The 20,579-nt window shown below is 51.2% G+C and carries 14 protein-coding genes; 8 read left to right on the top strand and 6 right to left on the bottom strand.

All coding sequences use genetic code 11. The annotated features are described in order from the left end of the window. Positions 1–55: 55 nt before the first annotated feature. Positions 56–805 carry a coiled-coil domain-containing protein gene (locus KK083_RS23000; protein ID WP_254167938.1) on the bottom strand — a complete coding sequence of 250 codons (750 nt, stop codon included), beginning with the start codon at positions 803–805 and terminating at the stop codon, positions 56–58. A 203-nt stretch (positions 806–1,008) separates the two neighbouring features. On the opposite strand from KK083_RS23000, the gene KK083_RS22995 reads away from it, so the two are divergent. The 3 genes from KK083_RS22995 to KK083_RS22985 all read left to right on the top strand — a co-directional run bounded on the left by KK083_RS22995 (position 1,009) and on the right by KK083_RS22985 (position 4,997). Further along, a complete protein-coding gene (locus tag KK083_RS22995; protein WP_254167937.1) occupies positions 1,009–2,316 on the top strand; it encodes an NAD(P)/FAD-dependent oxidoreductase in 1,308 nt (435 codons plus the stop codon). A gap of 2 nt (positions 2,317–2,318) precedes the next feature. Next, a complete protein-coding gene (locus KK083_RS22990) occupies positions 2,319–4,277 on the top strand; it encodes a KUP/HAK/KT family potassium transporter (protein WP_254167936.1) in 1,959 nt (652 codons plus the stop codon). 294 nt (positions 4,278–4,571) lie between these two features. Continuing rightward, positions 4,572–4,997: a hypothetical protein gene (locus KK083_RS22985; RefSeq protein ID WP_254167935.1), complete on the top strand. Its 426-nt coding sequence runs from the start codon at positions 4,572–4,574 to the stop codon at positions 4,995–4,997. Positions 4,998–5,020: 23 nt separating this feature from the next. On the opposite strand, the gene KK083_RS22980 is transcribed toward KK083_RS22985, so the two are convergent. Then, positions 5,021–5,503, bottom strand: coding sequence for an SPOR domain-containing protein (locus KK083_RS22980; RefSeq protein WP_254167933.1), 483 nt, complete (start codon positions 5,501–5,503; stop codon positions 5,021–5,023). 14 nt (positions 5,504–5,517) lie between these two features. Then, positions 5,518–6,603, bottom strand: coding sequence for an MFS transporter (locus KK083_RS22975; RefSeq protein ID WP_254167931.1), 1,086 nt, complete (start codon positions 6,601–6,603; stop codon positions 5,518–5,520). A gap of 222 nt (positions 6,604–6,825) precedes the next feature. On the opposite strand from KK083_RS22975, the gene KK083_RS22970 reads away from it, so the two are divergent. From KK083_RS22970 to KK083_RS22955, 4 genes are all read left to right on the top strand, one after another. After that, positions 6,826–9,213: an ABC transporter permease gene (locus KK083_RS22970; RefSeq protein WP_254167930.1), complete on the top strand. Its 2,388-nt coding sequence runs from the start codon at positions 6,826–6,828 to the stop codon at positions 9,211–9,213. Between the two features lie 243 nt (positions 9,214–9,456). Further along, on the top strand, positions 9,457–11,853 hold the full coding sequence (locus tag KK083_RS22965) for an ABC transporter permease (RefSeq protein WP_254167928.1): 2,397 nt from the start codon (positions 9,457–9,459) through the stop codon (positions 11,851–11,853). A 54-nt stretch (positions 11,854–11,907) separates the two neighbouring features. Further along, entirely contained in the window at positions 11,908–12,645 is a 738-nt protein-coding gene (locus KK083_RS22960) for a GIN domain-containing protein (RefSeq protein WP_254167926.1), read from the top strand. 399 nt (positions 12,646–13,044) lie between these two features. After that, positions 13,045–14,367, top strand: coding sequence for a hypothetical protein (locus tag KK083_RS22955; protein WP_254167925.1), 1,323 nt, complete (start codon positions 13,045–13,047; stop codon positions 14,365–14,367). A gap of 236 nt (positions 14,368–14,603) precedes the next feature. Here the strand turns inward: KK083_RS22955 and KK083_RS22950 are convergent, their stop codons facing one another. Next, entirely contained in the window at positions 14,604–15,989 is a 1,386-nt protein-coding gene (locus KK083_RS22950) for a PAS domain-containing protein (protein WP_254167924.1), read from the bottom strand. Positions 15,990–16,269: 280 nt separating this feature from the next. Here KK083_RS22950 and KK083_RS22945 point away from each other — a divergent pair, with 280 nt between their 5' ends. Beyond that, on the top strand, positions 16,270–17,928 hold the full coding sequence (locus KK083_RS22945) for a carboxylesterase family protein (RefSeq protein ID WP_254167923.1): 1,659 nt from the start codon (positions 16,270–16,272) through the stop codon (positions 17,926–17,928). A gap of 99 nt (positions 17,929–18,027) precedes the next feature. On the opposite strand, the gene KK083_RS22940 is transcribed toward KK083_RS22945, so the two are convergent. Both KK083_RS22940 and KK083_RS22935 read right to left on the bottom strand, forming a co-directional pair. Further along, positions 18,028–19,773 (bottom strand): family 43 glycosylhydrolase, encoded by a 1,746-nt coding sequence (locus KK083_RS22940; protein WP_254167922.1) that lies wholly within the window; start codon positions 19,771–19,773, stop codon positions 18,028–18,030. A gap of 315 nt (positions 19,774–20,088) precedes the next feature. Further along, positions 20,089–20,538 (bottom strand): hypothetical protein, encoded by a 450-nt coding sequence (locus KK083_RS22935; RefSeq protein ID WP_254167921.1) that lies wholly within the window; start codon positions 20,536–20,538, stop codon positions 20,089–20,091. Between the last annotated feature and the right edge of the window lie 41 nt (positions 20,539–20,579).

Raw genomic sequence — 20,579 nt, 5'->3', positions numbered from 1 at the left:
AAAAGCAAAGGGCTGCCCAAAAGCAGCCCAAAAGTAATCAAAACTCTAAATATGCTCAGAGTCTCTTTTCAATCTCTGTAATCTTGGCCTCAGCCTCGTTTTTACCCAGCGACAGGGCCTTTCTGTACAGCTCTACCGCTTCTTTCAGGGTTTCTTTCTTTTTACGGGGTGCCAGGCGGGTGCGGTTGGCGGTTTCCTCTACGGCAACGGCCCTGGTATAATAAGCGTCAGCTTCACTCACCTTAGACTGGATCATCAGCTCCTGGATGCGGGCTTCAATGAAGGCCAGCTCCTGGTTCTTGGATTCGATCAGCACTTCCTTGTCGGCAAGCTCGGCGTCCTGCAGCTCGACAGTAGTTACCAGGTTCTGGTTCTCGTTGCGATATTTTTCAACCTGCTCCTGAAGCAGCGTTATCTCCTGTGTTTTTGATTCGAGGTCGGCCTTCAGCTTCTTGATGGTGCGTGAGAAGGCATTGGCATTGGCCTTGGAGTTCCTCACTGACTTTTCAAGGTCATCGATCTTCTTCTGGGTGTCTTTGATGTAGGCATTGAGGTCTTTCATGCGTGCGGCATAATCCGAATAGGTGGTTCCTTCCACCATGTTTACCCGCAGCAGCTGGCGGCTGGCGTCGATGGAATCCATGAGGGTTCCTACTTCCGTCAGGGCCTGAGACATCTGATGGCTGCGTTCGAGCTCGAGGCTCAATGAGTCAACCTGCTTTTGAAGGGTTTCTTTTTCTGCCTGGTTGCCACAGCCGGTCAATAATGCAGCAACAGGCAGTGCAAACAATACTTTACGGATCATAAGGTGCTTGAATTTAGGGGTTAGAATCACAAAAATAGACCGATTTAGTTACAGATGCCCCTGCGATTGGAGGAAATATTTATTTAACCGGGTTTAATGGTCAAAATCGGCGGCAACCAACATTCTCCGGTTTTCTTTCCGGGTTTGCGGAAACACATTAAATTTGGCACAATTTTAAAAAAAGGTTATCTCTAAAAAGCTCAATGCCCAAATTAATAACCACGCAAACGCGTATAGCAGACCTGGGCAAACCCCGCGTTATCATTATCGGTGGTGGTTTCGGAGGGTTGGAAGTAGCAAAGGGACTTGTGGGTACACAAACCCAGACGGTGCTTTTTGACAAGTATAACCATCATTGCTTTCAGCCCCTGCTTTATCAGGTTGCTACATCAGCATTGGAAACGAGTTCCATCGTATTCCCTTTTAGAAAACACTTCAGAAATACCCACGATTTTTATTTCCGTCTCGGCGAGGTCACGGCCATCAAACCCGAAACCAGGTGTATAGAAACTTCTATCGGCAGTGTGAAGTATGATTACCTGGTGATTGCCAGCGGCGCTGAGACCAACTTTTACGGACTCAAGGATGTGGAGCAGAATTCCCATCCGATGAAAACCATCATCGACGCCATCAAGCTTCGGAATATCATCATCAGAAATTTTGAAACGGCCTTGCTTACCGATGACAAGGAGCTCATGAACAGCCTCATGGATTTTGTCATCGTAGGCGGCGGACCTACCGGCGTTGAGCTGGCCGGTGCTATCTCCGAGCTCAAGCACGACATCTTTCCCAAAGACTATCCTGAGCTGGAAGTGAGCCAGATGGATATTCACATCGTGGAAGCAACGCCACGCCTGCTCAACGGCATGTCAGAAGAAGCCGGCACAAAGGCGCTTGAATATTTGAAAAAGATGGGCGTGCATGTACACCTGAACACCGCCGTAAAATCGTACGACGGCCATGAAGTACTGATGAGCACAGGTGAAAAACTGATCAGTCGCACACTGATCTGGGCCGCCGGCGTGAAGGGAAATCCTGTGGCAGGTTTAAAGGCCGAGGCGTTCGGGCGGTCTTCGCGTCTTCTTGTGGATGAGTTCAACCGGGTGAAAGGTTATGACAATATTTTTGCGATCGGCGATGTAGCCCTGATGGAAGGTGTCGATCCCAAATTCCCGAAAGGTCACCCCATGATGGCCCCTCCGGCACAGCAGCAGGGGGAGCTCGTGGCCAAAAACATCTGTCGCCTGATCAATAAAAAAGAGATGAAACCCTTCCGGTATTTCGACAAGGGCTCCATGGCAACAATAGGCCGTAACCGTGCCGTTGTAGACCTGAAGGCCTTCAAGTTCCAGGGCTTCTTTGCGTGGTTCGTGTGGATGTTCGTACACCTGATGTCGCTCATCGGCTTCAGGAATAAATTCTTTGTTCTTCTCAGTTGGTTGTGGAGTTATTTCTCATTCGATAAAAGCAACAGACTTATTATTGCCCGTCCAAAAGACGGGGTACAATAAAAATGGCTTATACACACGACAAACATCTTACCCCGCTATCAACCGCTGGTGTTCTTATTTCGCTTGGTATCATTTACGGAGATATCGGCACATCGCCCATCTATACCTTCCGGTTCATTGTAGATGAGCATCCCATTACAGAAGACATCATCTTCGGCGGTTTGTCATGCGTCTTCTGGACCCTAACGCTGATCACCACCATCAAATATGTGTACCTGGCGTTGAGCGCAGACAACAAAGGTGAAGGTGGGATCTTCGCGCTTTATGCACTGGTACGCCGGTACAAGGCGGGCTGGGTGATCTTCCCCGCGATCATCGGTTGTGCCACGCTGATCTCCGACGGTTTCATCACACCGGCCATCAGTGTGACCTCGGCCATCGAAGGTTTACGCACGCTCGATCCCAACATATCGTCGAGAACCATCATCACCATTGTGGTAGTGATCCTGGTAGGTCTTTTCATTTTCCAACAGTTCGGCAGTGGTGTTGTGGGCAGAACTTTCGGACCCATCATGCTGGTGTGGTTCTCATTTATCGCGGTGATCGGTTTCTCGCACCTCATGCACAAGCCGGAGATACTGCAGGCTATCAACCCTGTGTATGCATTCAACCTGCTGGTGAAATATCCCGGCGGTTTCTGGATCCTCGGCGCTGTCTTTCTCTGCACCACCGGAGCGGAGGCCATGTACTCTGATCTGGGGCACGTGGGCAAAGGCAACATCAGGGTGGGCTGGGGCTTTGTCAAGGTAGCTTTGTTATTAAGCTATTTCGGGCAGGGTGCCTACCTGCTGGAGCACAAAAACGAGTTCCTCGGAGACCGGATCCCGTTCTTCGAGATCATGCCCGACTACCTGAAGATCTTCGGCATCATACTCGCCACCATGGCCACCATCATTGCGAGCCAGGCGTTGATCTCGGGCACCTTCACGCTGGTGAACGAAGCAATGAAGCTCAAGCTGTGGCCCTCCACACGGGTAAGGTATCCCAGCACGGTAAAGGGACAGATCTATGTGCCGGCCATCAACTGGATCCTGATGCTGGGATGTATTCTGGTGGTGCTCATCTTTAAGGAATCGCAGCGTATGGAAGGCGCTTACGGCCTGGCCATCACGTTCGATATGCTCATGACCACTTCATTGCTGGTCTACTATTTTTCCGTCACACGTAAATCCACGTGGCGGTCACTCGCACTCGGAGTATTGTTCTTCTCCATCGAAGGCGCGTTCCTCATTTCGAACCTGAACAAGTTCGCTCACGGCGGATGGTTCAGCTTTACCATCGCCTCGTTGTTCTTCATCATGATGTACATTCTTCTGCGCGCGCGGAGACTTCGTGAGCGGCATACTGAGTTTGTCGATCTGAAACATTATGTGGGCATGATCCAGGACCTGCAGGCTGATACCACCGTACCCAAGGAGGCCACCAACCTGGTGTATCTCGCCATGGCCGACAGCAAGCGCTACATCGACTCGAACATCATCTACTCCATTTTCAAGAAGCGCCCCAAACGCGCCGATGTATATTGGTTTGTGCATGTGGATACGGTAGACAATCCTTTCACCAGCAAATATGTGGTGGATACCATCATTCCGAAGAAGTGTTTCTTCGTACGCATCAAGCTCGGGTTCAAGACTGACCATCGTGTGAACCTCATCTTCAACAAGATCATTCACGAAATGGCTGATGCCGGGGAGATCGATCTCACCAGCCCCTACCCTGCGCTGCACAAATACAGCATGATGGCTGATTTCAAATTTATCATCCTGCATTCATGGGCATCGTCTGACAGTGAGATCTCGAACTTCGAACGGCTTATCATCCAGGGCTACCGTCTTCTGAAGGCCAACAGCCTTTCCACCGAAGAACTCTACGGCATCGAAGCCGCCAACTTGGAGATTGAAAAAGTACCGATCCAGGTAGGGCCGCAGGCGAAGGTTAAAATTAAGCGGGAGAAGGAATGAGGTTGAGGTTTCAAGTTTGAAGTTTCAGGTTTGAAGTTTTCAAATTGAAGCTGCGTCCGTCTGGTGGAGGACTTCGTCACAATTTTGCTTCAGTGCCCGTTTCTGATAGTTGCCCCGTCTTCAACTTTAAACTTCAAATTTTAAACTTGAAACTAATCCCAGTTCACATCCGGACACCCATGTTCAATTCTGAAGATCACTGCCGGTCAAAAGCCCGTTTTTGAGCTGGATTTGAGGTTTTTCTGCGTGGCACCAATGTTGGAACGGGCATCCACAGATAAACGAACTGTGGCCATGATCAGAAATTACCTCACGATAGCCCTGCGGAGCATGATGCGAAACAAGGCTTACACCATCATCAACATCTTCGGGCTTTCTGCAGGTGTTGTCTGCTGCCTCCTGCTGATGGACTATATCGACGACGAAGCCAATTTTACTAAACGCCAAAGCAACATAAACAATACTCCCTACGCACCCGCTATCATGGCCGATGAGCATGAGCACTCACTTACCGCTCCTGCGCCCATTGCTCGGCGAATCAAGGATGAGGTGCCTGAGGCAGTACACACACCGCGTAACACAAGCGCTGCTGATGATCAGTTAGTGCGCTACGATGACAAGCCGCTCGTTGAAAGTGAAAGCCCCGTAGCCGACACTACACTCTTCGATATCATCACGTATCATTCACGCTCGCGCAATCCCAAAAAAGCGCTGGTGTAAATCGCTTCCGGTTATTCAACAACTTAAGGTGAAACGGCAACCCACGACGGTTTTCCTGCCTGGGCCAATTGCTTCTTCAACGCGATCACGTTGGACCAGTCTTGCGAACGAATTACCACCACACGGTAATAAGTGTTTTCATCAGATGTGTAAGGAATGATCTCGGGATGGAGCTCCGGTATATTTTCATTCAGCGCGAGCTGATAACTTCTGGCGTATACTTCTGAGCGGAAGCTTCCTGCGATCAATGCATATTTACCATTGCTCAGGAGTTCGGGTTGATGCTCATCTGTCACTGCCGTCAATGTATCGTGATGAGTCTGCAACGGCGCTGCTGCATCGGCCACGTGCTCCGTTGTATCATGATGTACCGCTTCGCTGTGCCGTTCGTAAAGGTGGGGAAAATACCGTTCCTTATTCAGGGTGAGTATTGTAACAGATGCACCGACGAAAACGGTGAGCACCACGAGGCCGTTCCAAAGAAAAGGGTTATCTGAAGATGTCATTCGTAGCGATATTGTCAGTGGGTAGAGAACAGAGAGAACAAAACTTCAAAAAATTCAAACGATGCAAAAAACAAACCAGTACCGAACGTAGCATTACGGGCGCTGATGTTATTCAGTGCATGGGGAAAGGCAGTGATCAGCACAACGCTGTAAGCCGCAGCGAGAAGCAGTGACGCCCCAATGCTCACCGCATAAATACCCGACACCAGGATGAGCAGCATCGCTACAAAGGTTGTGAGCAACGATACTACCAACGCCTTGTAGATACCGGTCTTCTGCACAATGCCGCTCAGCGGAAATGCTGCCACCGCTGCAATACCCAATACTAGCGAGATGTAGAGGTGGTCGTGAAAGATCGTTTCCTGCGCCCCGAATTTGCTTTGCAAGATACCTGGAAAGAAATGCAGGATGAGACTATTACACAACCCGGCGAGCAAACCATAAAGTGCAACGATGTGAAACCGGTCTGCTTCATGTGTTCCTTCACCGTGATCGAGCGAAAGCTTCCGGGTGCTTCTCGTAAACCAGATCCCGGTTACGATGAGGATCACGCCACCCGCCACAAAAGTAAAAGCGCCTCCCGCCTTCTCCAATGTTGAAAGCAATACAGGTTTCATTCCGTGAATGAGCACCGTCGAAATGGTGAGCACTGCCATCATCAGCGGCAACTGCGGACTTTTGGTAAAAGCTTCGAGAATAGCGTTGGCAGGACTGTGAAAAACATTCATGGAGATGAGCCAGAAAATGATCAACGCCGGCAACAGCCAGATAAGATTCACAAATGCCTGATCTGATATGGTGAAGGCCACCGCCATAAAGATCATCGAAGCCACACTGATACCCACGGCAAATACCGAAAAACCGCTGCCCTGCTTTCTGCGATAATAGTCTGTAAGCCATCCTGCGAGCAAGGGCACTGACAACATCACGATGCTTTGCGCGACGAGCACAAATTTTTCAAGGTGCTGAAAATGAAAGTGGACCAGCAGCTTCGGTTGAAAGTTATGATAGGCCGTCCAACTGATGATGATCCCGGCATCCAGCGCTGCCAGGGCGAAGATCATCTCCCAGTCGATCCTTCGGGTTGCGGTTGATTCCATGCAGGTAAATTGATTTGTTGTTACCGAACGTACGACAAAATGCAATTTACCGGATCTCGCGATCGAAGAGAAAGAAATAATCGGGGCCAACTGCCCGCCTGCGAACATATTTGGGCAAAAACGGTCAGTTTGAAAATATTCTATTCAACTTTTTGCCTCGTGCTCACATCATTAGTTAGTGGCATCACAATTGACGCCAGACAACCAATCACCACCAGAGCCATGTTCAAAAATTATTTCACCATCGGGCTTCGCAACCTGCTGAAGCATAAAGGGTATTCGTTCATCAAGATCGCCGGGTTGGCCTTAGGGCTGGCCGCCAGCATGATCATTTACCTGTATGTAAGAGAAGATCTCTCGTACGATACTTTTCATAAGCAGTACAGGAATATTGTCAGGGTGCTCACCATCGACAGTGCTGAAGGCGTGAGCAGCAAGCTGGTAGGCGTTACCCAGCCACAGCTTGGGCCCGTGGCCACAGAAGAGCTGCCCGAAGTTTTGAAAAGTGTTCGCTTCACGGGCGGTGGCCGTTACGACCTCAGCTACGGAGACAATGCGCTGAAGTGTGAGGCTGCTTTCAGGGTCGATCCCAGTGTGTTTGAAGTGTTCGACTTTAAAGTAGTGGATGGCGCCACCACGGAGATCCTCGATCAACCCGGTTCCATAGCCATTACACAATCGCTCGCCAAAAAGATCTTCGGAGATGAGAACGCTATCGGCAAAACAGTCAAGCTGAACCAGACCACTGACCTGCATGTCACTGCTGTGCTGGCAGACCCGCCGAAAAATTCGCACCTCCAGTTCGATCTGCTGCGCACCCTGGTGCCGGGACAAGGTGAAGACGGGCTGCGGCAATCGCTTGAAACGTGGCAGGGCATTTTCTGCTTCACTTACCTCCTGCTCGACAAGCCTGCAGACATCACTGACCTGAACAGAAAACTTCAGTCCATCAGTAAAAAGAACAACGCCTACGAGTTTTTCACACCCGTGGTACAAAAGCTCGAAGACGTTCACCTGGGCTCGAAAGAGATCCTGTTCGAGACCAACGCCAATAAATCAGACAGGCTTAATGTTTATGTACTTTCCATTATTGCAACCCTGATCCTTGTGCTGGCCGCGGTCAACTTCATGAACCTGGTCACCGCCCGGTCTGCAGGCCGCGCCAAGGAGGTGGGCATGCGCAAGGTGATCGGTGCCGTGCGTTACCAACTCATCGGGCAGCATCTCACGGAGTCCATTCTTGTTACCCTCATCGGCGCCGTGTTTGCATTTGCCGTGGTGTTTGCCCTGGTGCCGATCCTGAACAGCAACTATCAGCGTTTTGCCGATTTCAACATCCTGCTGGAGCCGCTGAGCCTGCTGATGGTCACCGCTATGGTGTTGATCGTGGGTACGCTTGCAGGCCTCTATCCTGCCTTTGTGCTTTCTGGCTTCAAACCTGTGCTGGTGCTGAAAGGCTCGTTCAAAAACTCAACGAGCGGCATCCGCCTGAGAAAAGCGCTGGTGGTGCTGCAGTTCACCATCTCCATTGCGCTGATGGTAGGAACCGGTATCGTATACCAGCAGATGAACTTCATTTATACCGCAGACCTCGGCTACAGTCGCGATCAGGTGATCAGTGTGCAACAGAGCGGCGCCGCTGTGGGCCGTGCCTCCACCTTACGCGACGAGCTTCTGCGCAACAAGGATATTGCCGCGGTGGGCACATCCTCTGCGCGCATCGGTCAGCAGCTGGGCCGGACGAACATTGTACCGGAAGGCGCTACCTCAGCAACCAACATCATCACCAGCATTATGTCGGCGGATGAATCGTTTATCCCGGCCATGAACATGGAGATGATCGCGGGCAGAAACTTCTCGCTCGACTTCGATGACTCGCTCTCCATGATCATCAATGAAGAAATGACACGGCTGCTGAAATGGAACGACCCCGTGGGCAAAAAGATCAGCCTGCAGAGTGGCCCTAACCCTACAGACCTCACTGCCTACACCGTGATCGGCGTGGTCAAAGATTTTCATTTTGCCACCATCAGGCATCGCCTCGAGCCTATGTTCATGTTGTACAATCAGAATAATCCTGCCATGTCGGTAAAGGTGAAAGCCGGCAATGTGAAGGAGACCATCGCTTACATTGAAGAAACGTGGAAGAAAGTAAACCCGGGAAGCACCTTCGAATATGCTTTTCTTGACGAGCAGTTTGCCAACCTCTACCGCAATGAGCAGGCGTTTGCCAGCATGTTCACACACTTTACCCTGCTGGCCATGGTCATTGCCGGGCTGGGACTGTTTGCACTCTCTGCCTTCACGGCGGAGCAACGGCGCAAGGAGATCGGCATCCGCAAGGTTCTGGGTGCCAGCAACGTCACAATCCTTTACAAGCTGTCGTCGGAGTTCATCAGGCTGATCTTTGTGGCCTTCCTGATGGCCAGTGTCGCCGCTTATTTTGTGATGTCTGCCTGGCTTGAAGACTTCCAGTACAGCATCAAGCTCGGCGCCGGCATCTTCATTGTTGCAGGGCTCGCAGCCTTCGCCATCGCAATGATCACTATCAGCTTCCAGGCACTGAAAGCAGCGATGGGGAACCCTGTCGAATCGCTGAGAAGTGAGTAACCAGGAGTTGACAATTGACAAAAGAGGCAGTTGACAAGAGTCCACAGTCGACGGTCCACAGTCCACTGCAATGCCGTGTTAAACGACATTGTGCATCTGCCAGTTCGTATAAAGGTATGGTCGGATGGACTTACTCACGCCTACCGTGGACTGTCGACTGTGGACCGTGGACAACTGACGTAATAAAAACCCACAAACTGCTTCTCACAATTCACTTCCGGTAGGTATCTTCGCCCATTCCCCATGGTAAAGAACTATCTGCTCATCGTCCTGCGCTTCATGTCAAAACAGCGGGGATTCTCCGTGATCAACATCGCGGGGCTTACCATCGGCATTGCGTGCAGCCTGCTCATTTTACTCTACATCCAGGATGAGCTTCTATATGACCGCCTCCACCCCGACGGGAGTCGCATTTACCGCGTAGGCTTCGATGGCAAAGTGCAGGGAAAGAAGATCCATTCCGCCAAAACCGGTTTCCTGCTGGCGCCGGCCCTGCGAGAGTCATTGCCCGAAGTGGAATCTTCCGTTCGCGTGGTGAGCTGGGCCACGTTTCCCGCGCGATACGAGAATAAAGCATTCACGGAAAAATACCTGCTGCTGGCTGACCGGAATTTTTTCAGCTTTTTCGCTTTCAACCTCATCGCCGGAAACCCTGACAGCGTGCTCACCGGCAAACGCAAAGTGGTGATCAGCGAATCTGCTGCCCGCCGTTATTTCGATTATCAGGGCCCGGGAGACACCTCACCCATCGGCAAAACACTGGTGCTGGCACAGGGCTATACCGTAAAGATCAGCGGCATCGCCGAAGATGCGCCCCTCAATACACATTTCCATTATACGCTCATTCTCTCCCTCGACTCCTGGGATGATGCGGCGCAGGACCTTGTAGCAAACCAGTCGCTGACCTACCTGAAGCTGAAACCGTCAGCCTCACCCCGGCAGGTTGAAGCGAAAATAAATGACCTGATCAAAGCTAAGGCCGACACCGCGCATACCCAACAAGCAGATACGGGCAACGGCTTCCGTCACTTTCTTCAGCCTCTTCATAACATTCACTTGAGGTCGCACCTCAGCGACGAGATCGAACCCAACGGCAACATCGATTACATTTACCTCTTCAGCGCCATCGCCATCTTTATCACCCTGCTTGCCTGCATCAATTTTATGAACCTCACCACGGCGCAATCCGCCAGTCGCGCCAAGGAGGTTGCCGTCCGGAAATCTGCCGGCGCCCAGAACAACGGGCTCGTCTTCCAGTTCCTGGTGGAATCTTATTTTTATGTGATCGTTGCTGTGATGGTGGCATTGGGCATCGTGCTCGTGGCCCTGGCTCCCTTCAACTATTTCACGGGCAAAGCACTGAGCTTCCTCACCCTGTTTCACTGGCAGTTCACCTTTGGCCTCATCGTCTTCGCTTTGCTCACAGGCCTCGTGGCTGGAAGTTACCCCGCTTTTTATCTCACCCGGTACAATCCTGTTGAAGTGCTGAAAGGCAACCTCAGGGCTAAGCTACGCTCCTATGGTATCCGCAATGTGCTGGTGGTATTCCAGTTCTTCATTTCCTCATGCCTCATTATTTCAACCATGGTGGTGTATCATCAGCTGGAGTTTGTACAGCGGGCCAACCTGGGGTTTGACAAGGAAAATATCATCAACCTGCTGCACACCCGGAACCTGGGAGGTTATGGCAAGTCTTTCAAAGAAGAGCTGCTGAAACATCCTGAGATCGTGGCGGCCAGCTACTGCAACAGGCTTCCTCCCAACGTTGAATGGCAGTCGGCATTCCGGCATGAAGGTGAAGAGAAAGATTTTCTGCTGGCGGTCTACGAAATGGACTACGATCACCTGAAGACCATGGGCTACACGCTGGCGGAGGGCCGGTTCTTCTCGCCCGAAACCAGGGCCGACAGCCTCAAGCTGCTCCTGAATGAAAAGGCCGCGGCCCAGCTGAAGCTTGAGAATTTCGCCGGTAAAACATTGTTCTCCGGTTACGACCAGCCCGGCGGAAGAATGCGCGAGGTGATCGGTATTGTGCGCGACTTCAACTTTCAGTCGTTGAAAGACCCGATCCAACCCATGGCCATTATCCTGGGGCGCGAACCCAATTGGGAGATGGCCATCCGTGTGAAAGCAGAAAGCCTGGAGCCGAGCATCGAGCTGATCCGCGGTCTCTGGCAAAAATATGCACCGGAAGCGCCGTTCGAATACACGCTCGTGGACAGGAACTTCGAAGGCAAGCTTCAGACGGAAAAACGCATTGGGTTACTGTTCATGGTGTTCACCGTGCTGGCCATCTTCATCGCCTGCCTGGGATTGTTCGGACTGGCTACGTTCACTGCAGACCAGCAACGAAAGGCTATCGGCATCCGCAAAGTGCTTGGCGCCAGCGTGGCCAACATCATCGGCATGCTCAACCGTGATTTTCTGAAACTGGTGGTCATCGCCAACCTGCTTGCCTGGCCTTTCACCTGGTGGATCATGGATCGCTGGCTCAAGCAATTTGCCTATCACAGCCCCATGCCCTGGTGGATCTTTCTGCTCGCCGGCTTCATTACCCTGTTTATCGCATTCTTTTCGGTTAGTTTTCAGGCACTTAAGGCTGCCTCCGGAAATCCTGTAAATTCTTTACGCAATGAATAGGGGTTGATGCAACCTTTGTTGTCATCCTTCAGTCTGATACTTAAAATACCACTTATGAACAGATTTTCACTGCTGATCCTCCTTTCGTGTGTGACACTGGCCGCCCAGGCCCAGGATGAGATCGTAAAAGACCTGAAACCCTTCACCAGCATCATTGCTTCTCCCCGGGTAAACCTGATCCTCACCAAAGGCGACCAGGAACATATCCGTCTCGTTTACCACGATGTGAGCAAAGGCAAGATCAACATCGAAGTTCACCAGAAGACCCTTCATATCTACCTCGACGATGCGCGCAAAGTAGAGAAGATGGCCTCCTACACAGACCGTTATAGCAGGCGCAGGAGCATGTACGCCGGCGTTTCCATTACGGCCTATGTAACCTATAAAGACATAGAATCGCTGGAGATCCGCGGCAATCAGGAGCTCACCTGCAATGACGCCCTCGAAGCAGACGAGTTCCGCTTAAAAGCATACGGTGAAAATACCATCAACCTGGCGTCGCTGAAGACAGATTTCTTCAAGGCATCGCTGTACGGCCAGAACATCCTCAACATCAGAAAGGGAAGGGTTGTAGAGCAGAAATACAAGCTCTACGGTGAGAACAGGATCGATACCCACGACATGAGAAGCGCCTTTGCATCGGCCAGCATCTTCGGAGAGGGAAATGTACGGATCAATACCTCGGAAGAGGTGCGTGTGGACGCGTTTGGCGAGCCCAGCATCTATGTGAATGGTGGTGCGCATGTGAATAAACGCCTTGTGTTTGGAAGGACGGCGATTCATCATGATTGAAACTCTCCTTCGTTAGGGAGGGGGAAAAGAAGTCAGAAGTCAGAAGTCAGGAGCCAGGAGTCAGAAGAGGGGAGTAAGAATTAAAGGAGTAAGGAGTAAGGAGTCTGGCTACTGCTAGTGAAGCAAAGATTCTAGTAAGTTGTTTATATCCACAAAAACGCTTTATCGAAAGGTGAAGCGTTTTTTTTATTGCACACACTGAGGCGGAAGTTTCTTTCGCCTTTTTTTTGAAAGCTATTTCGAAGTATAAACTCGGATACGGAAGTTTCTTCCGTCCACAGCACCGTGGAACGAAGGCCTCCTTACTCCTTAATTCTTACTCCTTACTCCTTTTCCAAAAGCGTTTATGGAATTCAGCACTCCCCCGCATCTTCCCTTCATAACAAAACAAACAAACACATGAAGACCTGGAAAGTATCGCTGGTCATTGTCATGATCTGCGCCGTGTTGTTGCTGGCGTTTTCGAACCGGAAGACGAGGCCGGTCAATAAAAAACCGTTTGTCCCTCCGAAGGGTTGTGTATTCAGGACCGTGATGGGAGAAGAGTCGTCAGACTCAGGATTCATTTACAAGACACCCGAGAAAGTGCAGCGGGCAGCTGACCGCGGACTCGACTGGATCGCCCGCGCACAAAGCAAGAACGGCGGCTGGGGTGCAGGCAGTCACGACCGGCAGGATGTACGCGATCCACACGCCGTACCCACCGATCCCGCCACCACGGCAATGGTAGCCATGGCCATGCTCCGGAGCGGGACCTCGCTGACGGAGGGCGTCTATGCGCCACAACTTCGCAGGGCGCTAACCCACCTGCTGGAGGCCACCGAAGAATCACCCGCCTCTTCATACAACATCACAAACCTCACCAGCACGCAGATCCAGGTGAAGCTGGGTGCCAACATAGACGTTATTCTCACCGCACAATTCCTGTCGAACATTCTCGATCACACCACCCACGACGAAGCCCTGAAGGCGCGGGTGCAGCGGTGCCTGAACCTGTGTGTGGCCAAGATCCAGCGCGCGCAAGACAAGAATGGAAGCATCGCAGGCTCAGGATGGGCCGGTGTGCTGCAGTCGTCGTTTGCTACCAATGCCCTCGAAGCAGCACAAGCCCAGGGTGCGAATGTGGATGACCAGGCCCTGGAACGCGCACGCGATTTTCAGAAAAAGAACTACGACACAAAAACCGGCGATGTGAACACAGACATGGGTGCCGGTATCATGTTGTATTCTGTTACAGGCTCCACCAGGGCCAGCGCCAAGGAAGCCCGCAAGGTGAAAGAAGAATTAGCGCGTGCCAAAGAAGACGGACGGCTTTCACAGAGCGCGCCGGCCACCGCTGAAAACCTGGAGAAGCTCGGCTACGCCAAAGACGAAGCACTGAAATATTCCACTGCCTACGAAGTATACGAGTCAGCCAAAGTGCAATCGCAGCGCGCCGATGTGATGGATGGCTTCGGCAACAACGGCGGCGAAGAGTTCCTGAGCTACCTGCAGACCGGTGAAAGCCTCATCATCGGCAACGACCACTCGTGGAAAAAATGGTACGACAACGTCAGCGGCCGCCTCCTGAACATCCAGAACAACGACGGAAGCTGGAACGGCCATCATTGCATCACCAGCCCTGTGTTCTGTACCGCGACCTGCCTGTTGATACTTTCAGTGAACAATGATGTGGAGAAGTTGATTGAGCAAGGGGCGGAGGGGAAAAGGAGTAAGAATTAAGGAGTAAGGAGTAAGAATAGGAGCCAGAAGTCAGGAGCCAGGAGCCAGGAGTCTGGCTACTACGACTGAGGCAGAGATCTTAGTGGGTTGGTTATATAGCGAAACGCTTTATCGAAAGGTGAAGCGTTTTTTTCATGCTCACCTTCTGCCTCATTCGAGCTAATTCTTGCAGGCAAACCCGCGCGCCGATCGAGGCCTACTTACTCCTTACTCCTTTTCCCATTTTCTTAACGCCTTTATGCAGCTTTGGTCGTGAGATCAACCAGTTGCTGGGCCAGCGCATCCGTTTTAATGTGATAGCGTGCGCCGATGTATTTAACAATCGCACCATTTTCGTCTTTAACGGGAACAATCGTTACGTCTACCCAATAGTGTGATCCGTCTTTGCACCGGTTTTTGATAATGCCATTAAATACGTTACCTGCTTTGATCGTAGCCCACATAGCTTTGAAAACTTCCTTGGGCGTATCGGGATGCCGTACAATATTTTGTGGTTTACCAATAAGCTCTTCACGCGCGAAACCGCTCACCTCGCAGAATTTGTCGTTTACATAGATAATGTTTCCGTATTTATCGGTTTCGGAAAGAATCGTGGTATAACCGAACACCTCCTCGCGTGTCGCCAACTCCTTACGTATTCGCTCCGAATTCCGTATTTGTTCCTGAATTGCTTCGCTTTGTGCGTCCATCTGCTCCAAATTCTGCCGCAATTCCTCCTCTTGTGTAACCAGTCGTTGTGTTTGTTCCTGCGACTCCACCAGCAAGCGCTCAGCATTGACCTTAGCGCGCTTCATCTCCTCTTCAGATGCCGCTAATTGTTCAAGGTTCCGTCGCATCGTAGCATCCTGCTCTTTGAGTAACGCAGCCTGGTGCTGCATTGCATCAACGAGATGTTGGAGCTTGTCAGCTGCCTGCCTGGCGACAAGCACCGACGCAATACTTTCTCCCGCTTTTTCGAGAAACGTCAGTTGATGACGGGTGAGCGATTGAAAGCTGGCTATCTCCAGCACACCAACAACGAAGCCATCGTTCATCAATGGGACAATGGCCAAATTACCTGGCAAGGCTTCACCAAGGCCTGAGGTAATCTTGATGTAATTGCGGGGAATGTCTTTAAGATATAATGTCTCTTTCTCCAACGCCGCCTGTCCAACAAGACCTTCTCCGGGGTTTACCCGATGCTGAATGTATCTCTTGCGTTCGTACGCATAACATGCTTTCATTTCCAAAAAAGTATCCGCTCCTTCTCCCTCGGACAAATACAACGCACCCTGGTTGACCTCAAGGTATTTGATAATAAACCGCATGATTTCGTCAGCCAGTTGAGTCGTGCTGCCACGCTGCCGAAGTACATTCATAAATTTAGCTAACCCTTCGTTTGCCCACGCCCGTTGGCCTTCCTCACTGGCAATCTTTTGTAATCGATCGCTCAGCCGATACAACGCTTGTATTAGTTTCCCGCTCTCCCCGGACGCTTGATCGCCCACCTGCCACTCGCCGTTCACCATTCGTTCAACAATGTTGGTTGCTGATGCGAGCTGAGCCTCACATTGCGACACTACATGCATCCAACCCTGGATGGTAGATCGCTTTACAATTAGCACTGGAAATCCCCTCATCATTTTTCATTTTCACGACGCAAATATCATCCACGCAAAAAGCCTCCGCCCATGACAAAAGTCATTTCCAGGAAAATTTTATCATTGACTGGATACTGACGTATTTTCACGCCTTTTTGGATGTACGGTGGTCATTCATGGTACCGGGTTGTTTATAAAAGCTGACAAATGTCATCACCTCATTTCGCTGGCGGGATTTCCGTTCAGGCGAAGGGCGGCTTGCGTTCCTTTCTTACTCCTTTTCAAAAAAATTGACTACATTCCTGAAATAACCTGAATCGCTATGAAGTCTACTAAAATTCTTCTCCTCCTTATCCTCCTCGCGGTGACAGAAACTTTCAGCCAGAAGCTTTCTCCCGGTCCGCAGGTGCTTACTTTCTTTTCTGATGCTGACGATACTGAGCAGCCTTATGGTTTGTATCTTCCGAAGAACTACGATCCGCAGAAAAAATATCCGCTGGTGATCATGCTGCATGGCGCTGGCTCCAATCACCGCCTGGCGCTGCGCAGGGTCTTCGGCAAGAGCAATGCCAACGGCGAAAACGATGTGGAGGCTACACGCTATTTCCCAGAATGGAAGGATGTTGACTACATCGTTGCTTCGCCCTACGCCCGCGGCACCGCAGGGTATCAGGGCATTCCTGAAAAAGATGTTTACGATGTGCTGGCCGATGTAAAGAAGCGCTTCAGCATCGATGAAGACCGCACCTATCTCACAGGTCTCTCCATGGGTGGTGGGGGCACACTGTGGATCGGCATGACCCGCCCCGATATCTGGGCAGCCATCGCCCCGGTTTGCCCGGCGCCCCCGAAAGGTACAGACGACCTTGCGGGCAATGCACTGAATGTACCCGCACACTTTTTTCATGGCGACCAGGACTCGGCCGTGCCGGTGGCCGTATCACGCGACTGGGTTAAAAAACTGAAAGAGCTGGGAAGCAAGGTTGAATACATCGAATATCCGGGCGTGAATCACAACAGCTGGGAAAATGCCTACAAGGATGAGTTCATCTTCGGCTGGTTCAGCCAGTTCAAGAGGAATCGTTTCCCCGACAGGGTGAGGTTCAGCTCAACACAATACAAATACAACAGCGCATACTGGGTAACGTTCGACAAATTAACTCCGGGCACACTGACCAGCATCGATGCTAAATTCACCGCCCCCAACCAGCTCGACATTACAACCACTGCGCTGGATGCATTCACGCTTCGCCTCAAGGGTCACCCGAAGTTCAAGGCAGGCCAGCCTTTACAAATAACGCTCAACGGCAACAAGGTGAAGGCCACAGGGGAGTCGCCTTCATTTGTGTTGCAAGATGGAAAATGGAACGCCTCCAAATACGAGCCGGCACCTGTGGCGAAGAGACCCGGCGCAGAAGGACCTATCCGTGAAGCGTTCGCCAGCCGCCATATCTATGTTTATGGAACCGCGGGCAGCCCTTCAGAAACGGAGCAAAAAGCCAGGGCCGAAGTAGCCACACAGGCTGCTAACTGGTCGTTCTATCGCAATGCATTCCTGGGCAGGATCATGTTCTTCCCCCGCATCGTTGCCGACAAAGATGTGAGGCCCAGCGATCTTGAAAGCTGCAACCTGATCCTCTTCGGAACAAAAGAAACAAACCTGGTGATCGATAAACTGAAGGACCGTCTTCCGCTGCATCTCAATACAGCCCAGGCCAGCGACCACGGACTGTTCTATGTCTTTCCCATCGATGGCCACTATGTTACGGTCAGCTCGGGCCTGCCCTGGTGGAACGGCCCCCAGGAACAAAACTATCGCTTCCCTCCTTCCTTCGCAGAGGTACCTGGATTAAAAGACTATGTGCTGTTCAAAGGAACGCTGAAGAACGTGGTGGCTGAGGGTTACTTCGATGAGAACTGGAAAATCGGTGATTCAGAAGCGAAGAAGATCAATGATACATCGGTTGTTGTGCTGAAGTAGAGCGGGTATGGTTCCCGCAGATCTCGCAGATTAACGCAGATCTTTAAAATACATTATCTGCGCCTTATCAGCGGACTCTGCGGGAAATGCATTTCAAACCTACTTTACAAATACAACCGGAGTCGTCTTCGAAACCCCGCTCTCATTAAACGCTTCGATGACGAAATAATAGCTCACGCCTTTTGAGAGCGCCCTGATCTCTTTGGTAGTAGGTGCATCGGCCCAGGTCTGGTAGGTTTGATAGAGCTTGTCCGGGGCGATTCCCCAGAGGATGTTGTAGCCGGTGGCGCCGGGTACTTTCTGCCAGTCTACGAAAGCATTGCGTGGATCTGTATCCCGCCTGACGGTAAATTTCGAGGGCGTTGCGGGCGCTTTTCCGGGCGCTGTTCCAAAAACACGAATGTCGCTGATGGCCAGGTTGGGTGAGGCAACGTAAACGTGCTCATATTTGATGTATCGCGTTGTCACCGGTTTCTTCAGTTCGAGGTATGCGTTGGGCCGGTCGCGTTTTTCGCCGGTGAGGTCTACGATCTTCTCCCATTGTTTTCCATCGCGCGAATGGTAGATCCTGAACTGGGTGTAGATCTTCGGATCGGTACCGTCGTAGATATCAGACTTGTAATCAGTGTAATTCACCTGCAGCGCATTCACCTGCGATTCTTTCTGAAGGTCGATCGTGATCCACTCCCCTTCCCTGTTCTCTTTTGCCACCCAGAACGTGCGCGGGTTCTCGTCAGTGATCCTGGCAACGTTGAAAGTATCGCGTTCAGATGATGCCGTGGCCGGCTTCCTGTACGATAGCAGCATCCATCCTGTGAATAGCTCGTCCTTGCTTTCCCATTTCCGGGTGGGCAGGTAGTGCGGCAGGTCGCCAAACCTTGTGTTGGCAAACATCTGTCCATCCCGGTCGAATCCTGCCGGGAACATGGCGATGCGTCGTTCGAAATTCCAGTTCACTGCAACCCAGGGGGTACCGGTATTCCAGTAGTTGCCATAGTTATCCTGAAAAGTATTGCCATGGCCAGCCCCGGTAACAAAACCTCCCGGCTTGTACGACACAGGATTGTACGGTGCGTAAGTGAACGGTCCGAGGGGATGGTCGCCCACATACGTGCCATTAGCATAAACGTTGTATTCTGTGCCAGGCGCACCATATTGCAGGTAGTATTTTCCGTTGTGCTTGGTCATCCACGCTCCTTCCGTAAAAGGTTTGATGCCTGACGTATGATCCGGCCCAAACCGTTCCCATCCATGTTCTTCCGGATGCAGGTAGATCAATCCCTTGTAATCGCCTTTATATTTCAGGCGTTTACTTTTATCGAGCTCGCTTCCGTAGAGTGGATAAACATTGGATGAGCCCCAGTACATGTACCACTTGTCCAGCTCCTCATCATAGAACAAGGCCGGATCCCAGGGCCCTACATCCTTCGGCAGCTGGGGAAGCCAGCGATTGTAAAAATGTAGTTTGCCATTTTCAGGCGTGGTGGTGTAAAAGATCGGTCGCTTGTCGAAAGTCGACTGGAACAGATACAAGGTATCGTGAACCGACATCGCCGCCGGGGCACACATGTCTTCCATGGGCCACTTGTCAGGCACCACGTAATTCCAGTTCACCAGGTCTTTGGAATGCCACCATCCTCCGGAGATAGTAACAAAAAGAAAATACTCACCCTTGTGGTTGACGATCACCGGATCTGCACCAGATCGATAAGAGATCTGCTCGTTCAGCTGCTCGAAATTGTAACGATAGCCGATATCCATCGGATTGCAATAGGTTCGCTGCCCGGCATACTGTGCCCTGACGGCGAATGGAAATAAAATGACGAACAGGAAAAGCAGGCGCATGCCTAAAGTTAGTGAGAAAATGGTCCACAGTCCACGGTCCACAGCATGCTCTATTCGGAAGACGGATGGTTTAGCAATGGAGCGAGGGATGGATCCTTTGGAAACTTACTGCGTACGCATGCCTTTGCTGATGCACGCTGTTTTCAGGGGGATTCTTCGCTCCCGCATACCCACACAATTGCTGCGCTCTGAATGACGGAACACTCCACGGCCTGACTTCTACTTCAGTAGAGCCTGTTTCTTTCTAAACAAAGAGCAAGATCGGAAAGACGCACACTCCCCTCCTGACTCCTTACTCCTGGCTCCTGGCTTCTTTTAACCTTTCCACCCCTCAATACGAGAGTTGCCCTTCAGCGTGTAGTTCAGCAGCACGGGTTTGCCGCCGTATTTTACGACAGCATCATTGTCGAGGCTGATCAGCTCGATCAGTTTGGTAGGCCCCAGTGTGACGATGGCGTTGCCCTTGACAGATTCGCACCATACCACCTGGCTGGAGAGGTTGCTGAGGTCAAGCGTGCAGTTGCCGCGAATACCCCGGATCATTAATTTTTTACAAACGCCCTTGAAAGCTACGGTGCCGTCACCTTCCACATTGAACTCCACGGTATTCTTGCCGCAATAGATCAGTCCTGAAAGATCAAAATTTCCTTTGGCAACGAACTGAACGTCGCCGTAGTTGCCGATGACAATAGAATCGTCTTTGTGGGCTCCGATAAATTCAATTTTCCTGGATGGTGTTGTTGCGGTGACTGCCGTTTTGATCATAAAAAGCCGTGGGCATTAAGGGTAAACAAAAAGTATAGTAG

This window comes from Chryseosolibacter histidinae (genome assembly GCF_018598225.1).
GTDB classification, from domain to species: Bacteria; Bacteroidota; Bacteroidia; order Cytophagales; family Cyclobacteriaceae; genus Chryseosolibacter; species Chryseosolibacter histidini.
The sequence above is the reverse complement of the archived record's forward strand: the minus strand, read 5'-3'. Positions and strand labels throughout refer to the sequence as shown.

Excerpts from the sequence above, each read along its gene's own strand:
- KK083_RS22995 (WP_254167937.1), top strand. The coding sequence starts at position 1,009 with ATGCCCAAATTAATAACCACGCAAACGCGTATAGCAGACCTGGGCAAA.
- KK083_RS22950 (WP_254167924.1), bottom strand. The coding sequence starts at position 15,989 with ATGATGAGGGGATTTCCAGTGCTAATTGTAAAGCGATCTACCATCCAG.
- KK083_RS22990 (WP_254167936.1), top strand. The coding sequence starts at position 2,319 with ATGGCTTATACACACGACAAACATCTTACCCCGCTATCAACCGCTGGT.
- KK083_RS22935 (WP_254167921.1), bottom strand. The coding sequence starts at position 20,538 with ATGATCAAAACGGCAGTCACCGCAACAACACCATCCAGGAAAATTGAA.
- KK083_RS22955 (WP_254167925.1), top strand. The coding sequence starts at position 13,045 with ATGAAGACCTGGAAAGTATCGCTGGTCATTGTCATGATCTGCGCCGTG.
- KK083_RS22945 (WP_254167923.1), top strand. The coding sequence starts at position 16,270 with ATGAAGTCTACTAAAATTCTTCTCCTCCTTATCCTCCTCGCGGTGACA.
- KK083_RS22960 (WP_254167926.1), top strand. The coding sequence starts at position 11,908 with ATGAACAGATTTTCACTGCTGATCCTCCTTTCGTGTGTGACACTGGCC.
- KK083_RS22965 (WP_254167928.1), top strand. The coding sequence starts at position 9,457 with ATGGTAAAGAACTATCTGCTCATCGTCCTGCGCTTCATGTCAAAACAG.
- KK083_RS22975 (WP_254167931.1), bottom strand. The coding sequence starts at position 6,603 with ATGGAATCAACCGCAACCCGAAGGATCGACTGGGAGATGATCTTCGCC.
- KK083_RS22970 (WP_254167930.1), top strand. The coding sequence starts at position 6,826 with ATGTTCAAAAATTATTTCACCATCGGGCTTCGCAACCTGCTGAAGCAT.
- KK083_RS22980 (WP_254167933.1), bottom strand. The coding sequence starts at position 5,503 with ATGACATCTTCAGATAACCCTTTTCTTTGGAACGGCCTCGTGGTGCTC.
- KK083_RS23000 (WP_254167938.1), bottom strand. The coding sequence starts at position 805 with ATGATCCGTAAAGTATTGTTTGCACTGCCTGTTGCTGCATTATTGACC.
- KK083_RS22940 (WP_254167922.1), bottom strand. The coding sequence starts at position 19,773 with ATGCGCCTGCTTTTCCTGTTCGTCATTTTATTTCCATTCGCCGTCAGG.
- KK083_RS22985 (WP_254167935.1), top strand. The coding sequence starts at position 4,572 with ATGATCAGAAATTACCTCACGATAGCCCTGCGGAGCATGATGCGAAAC.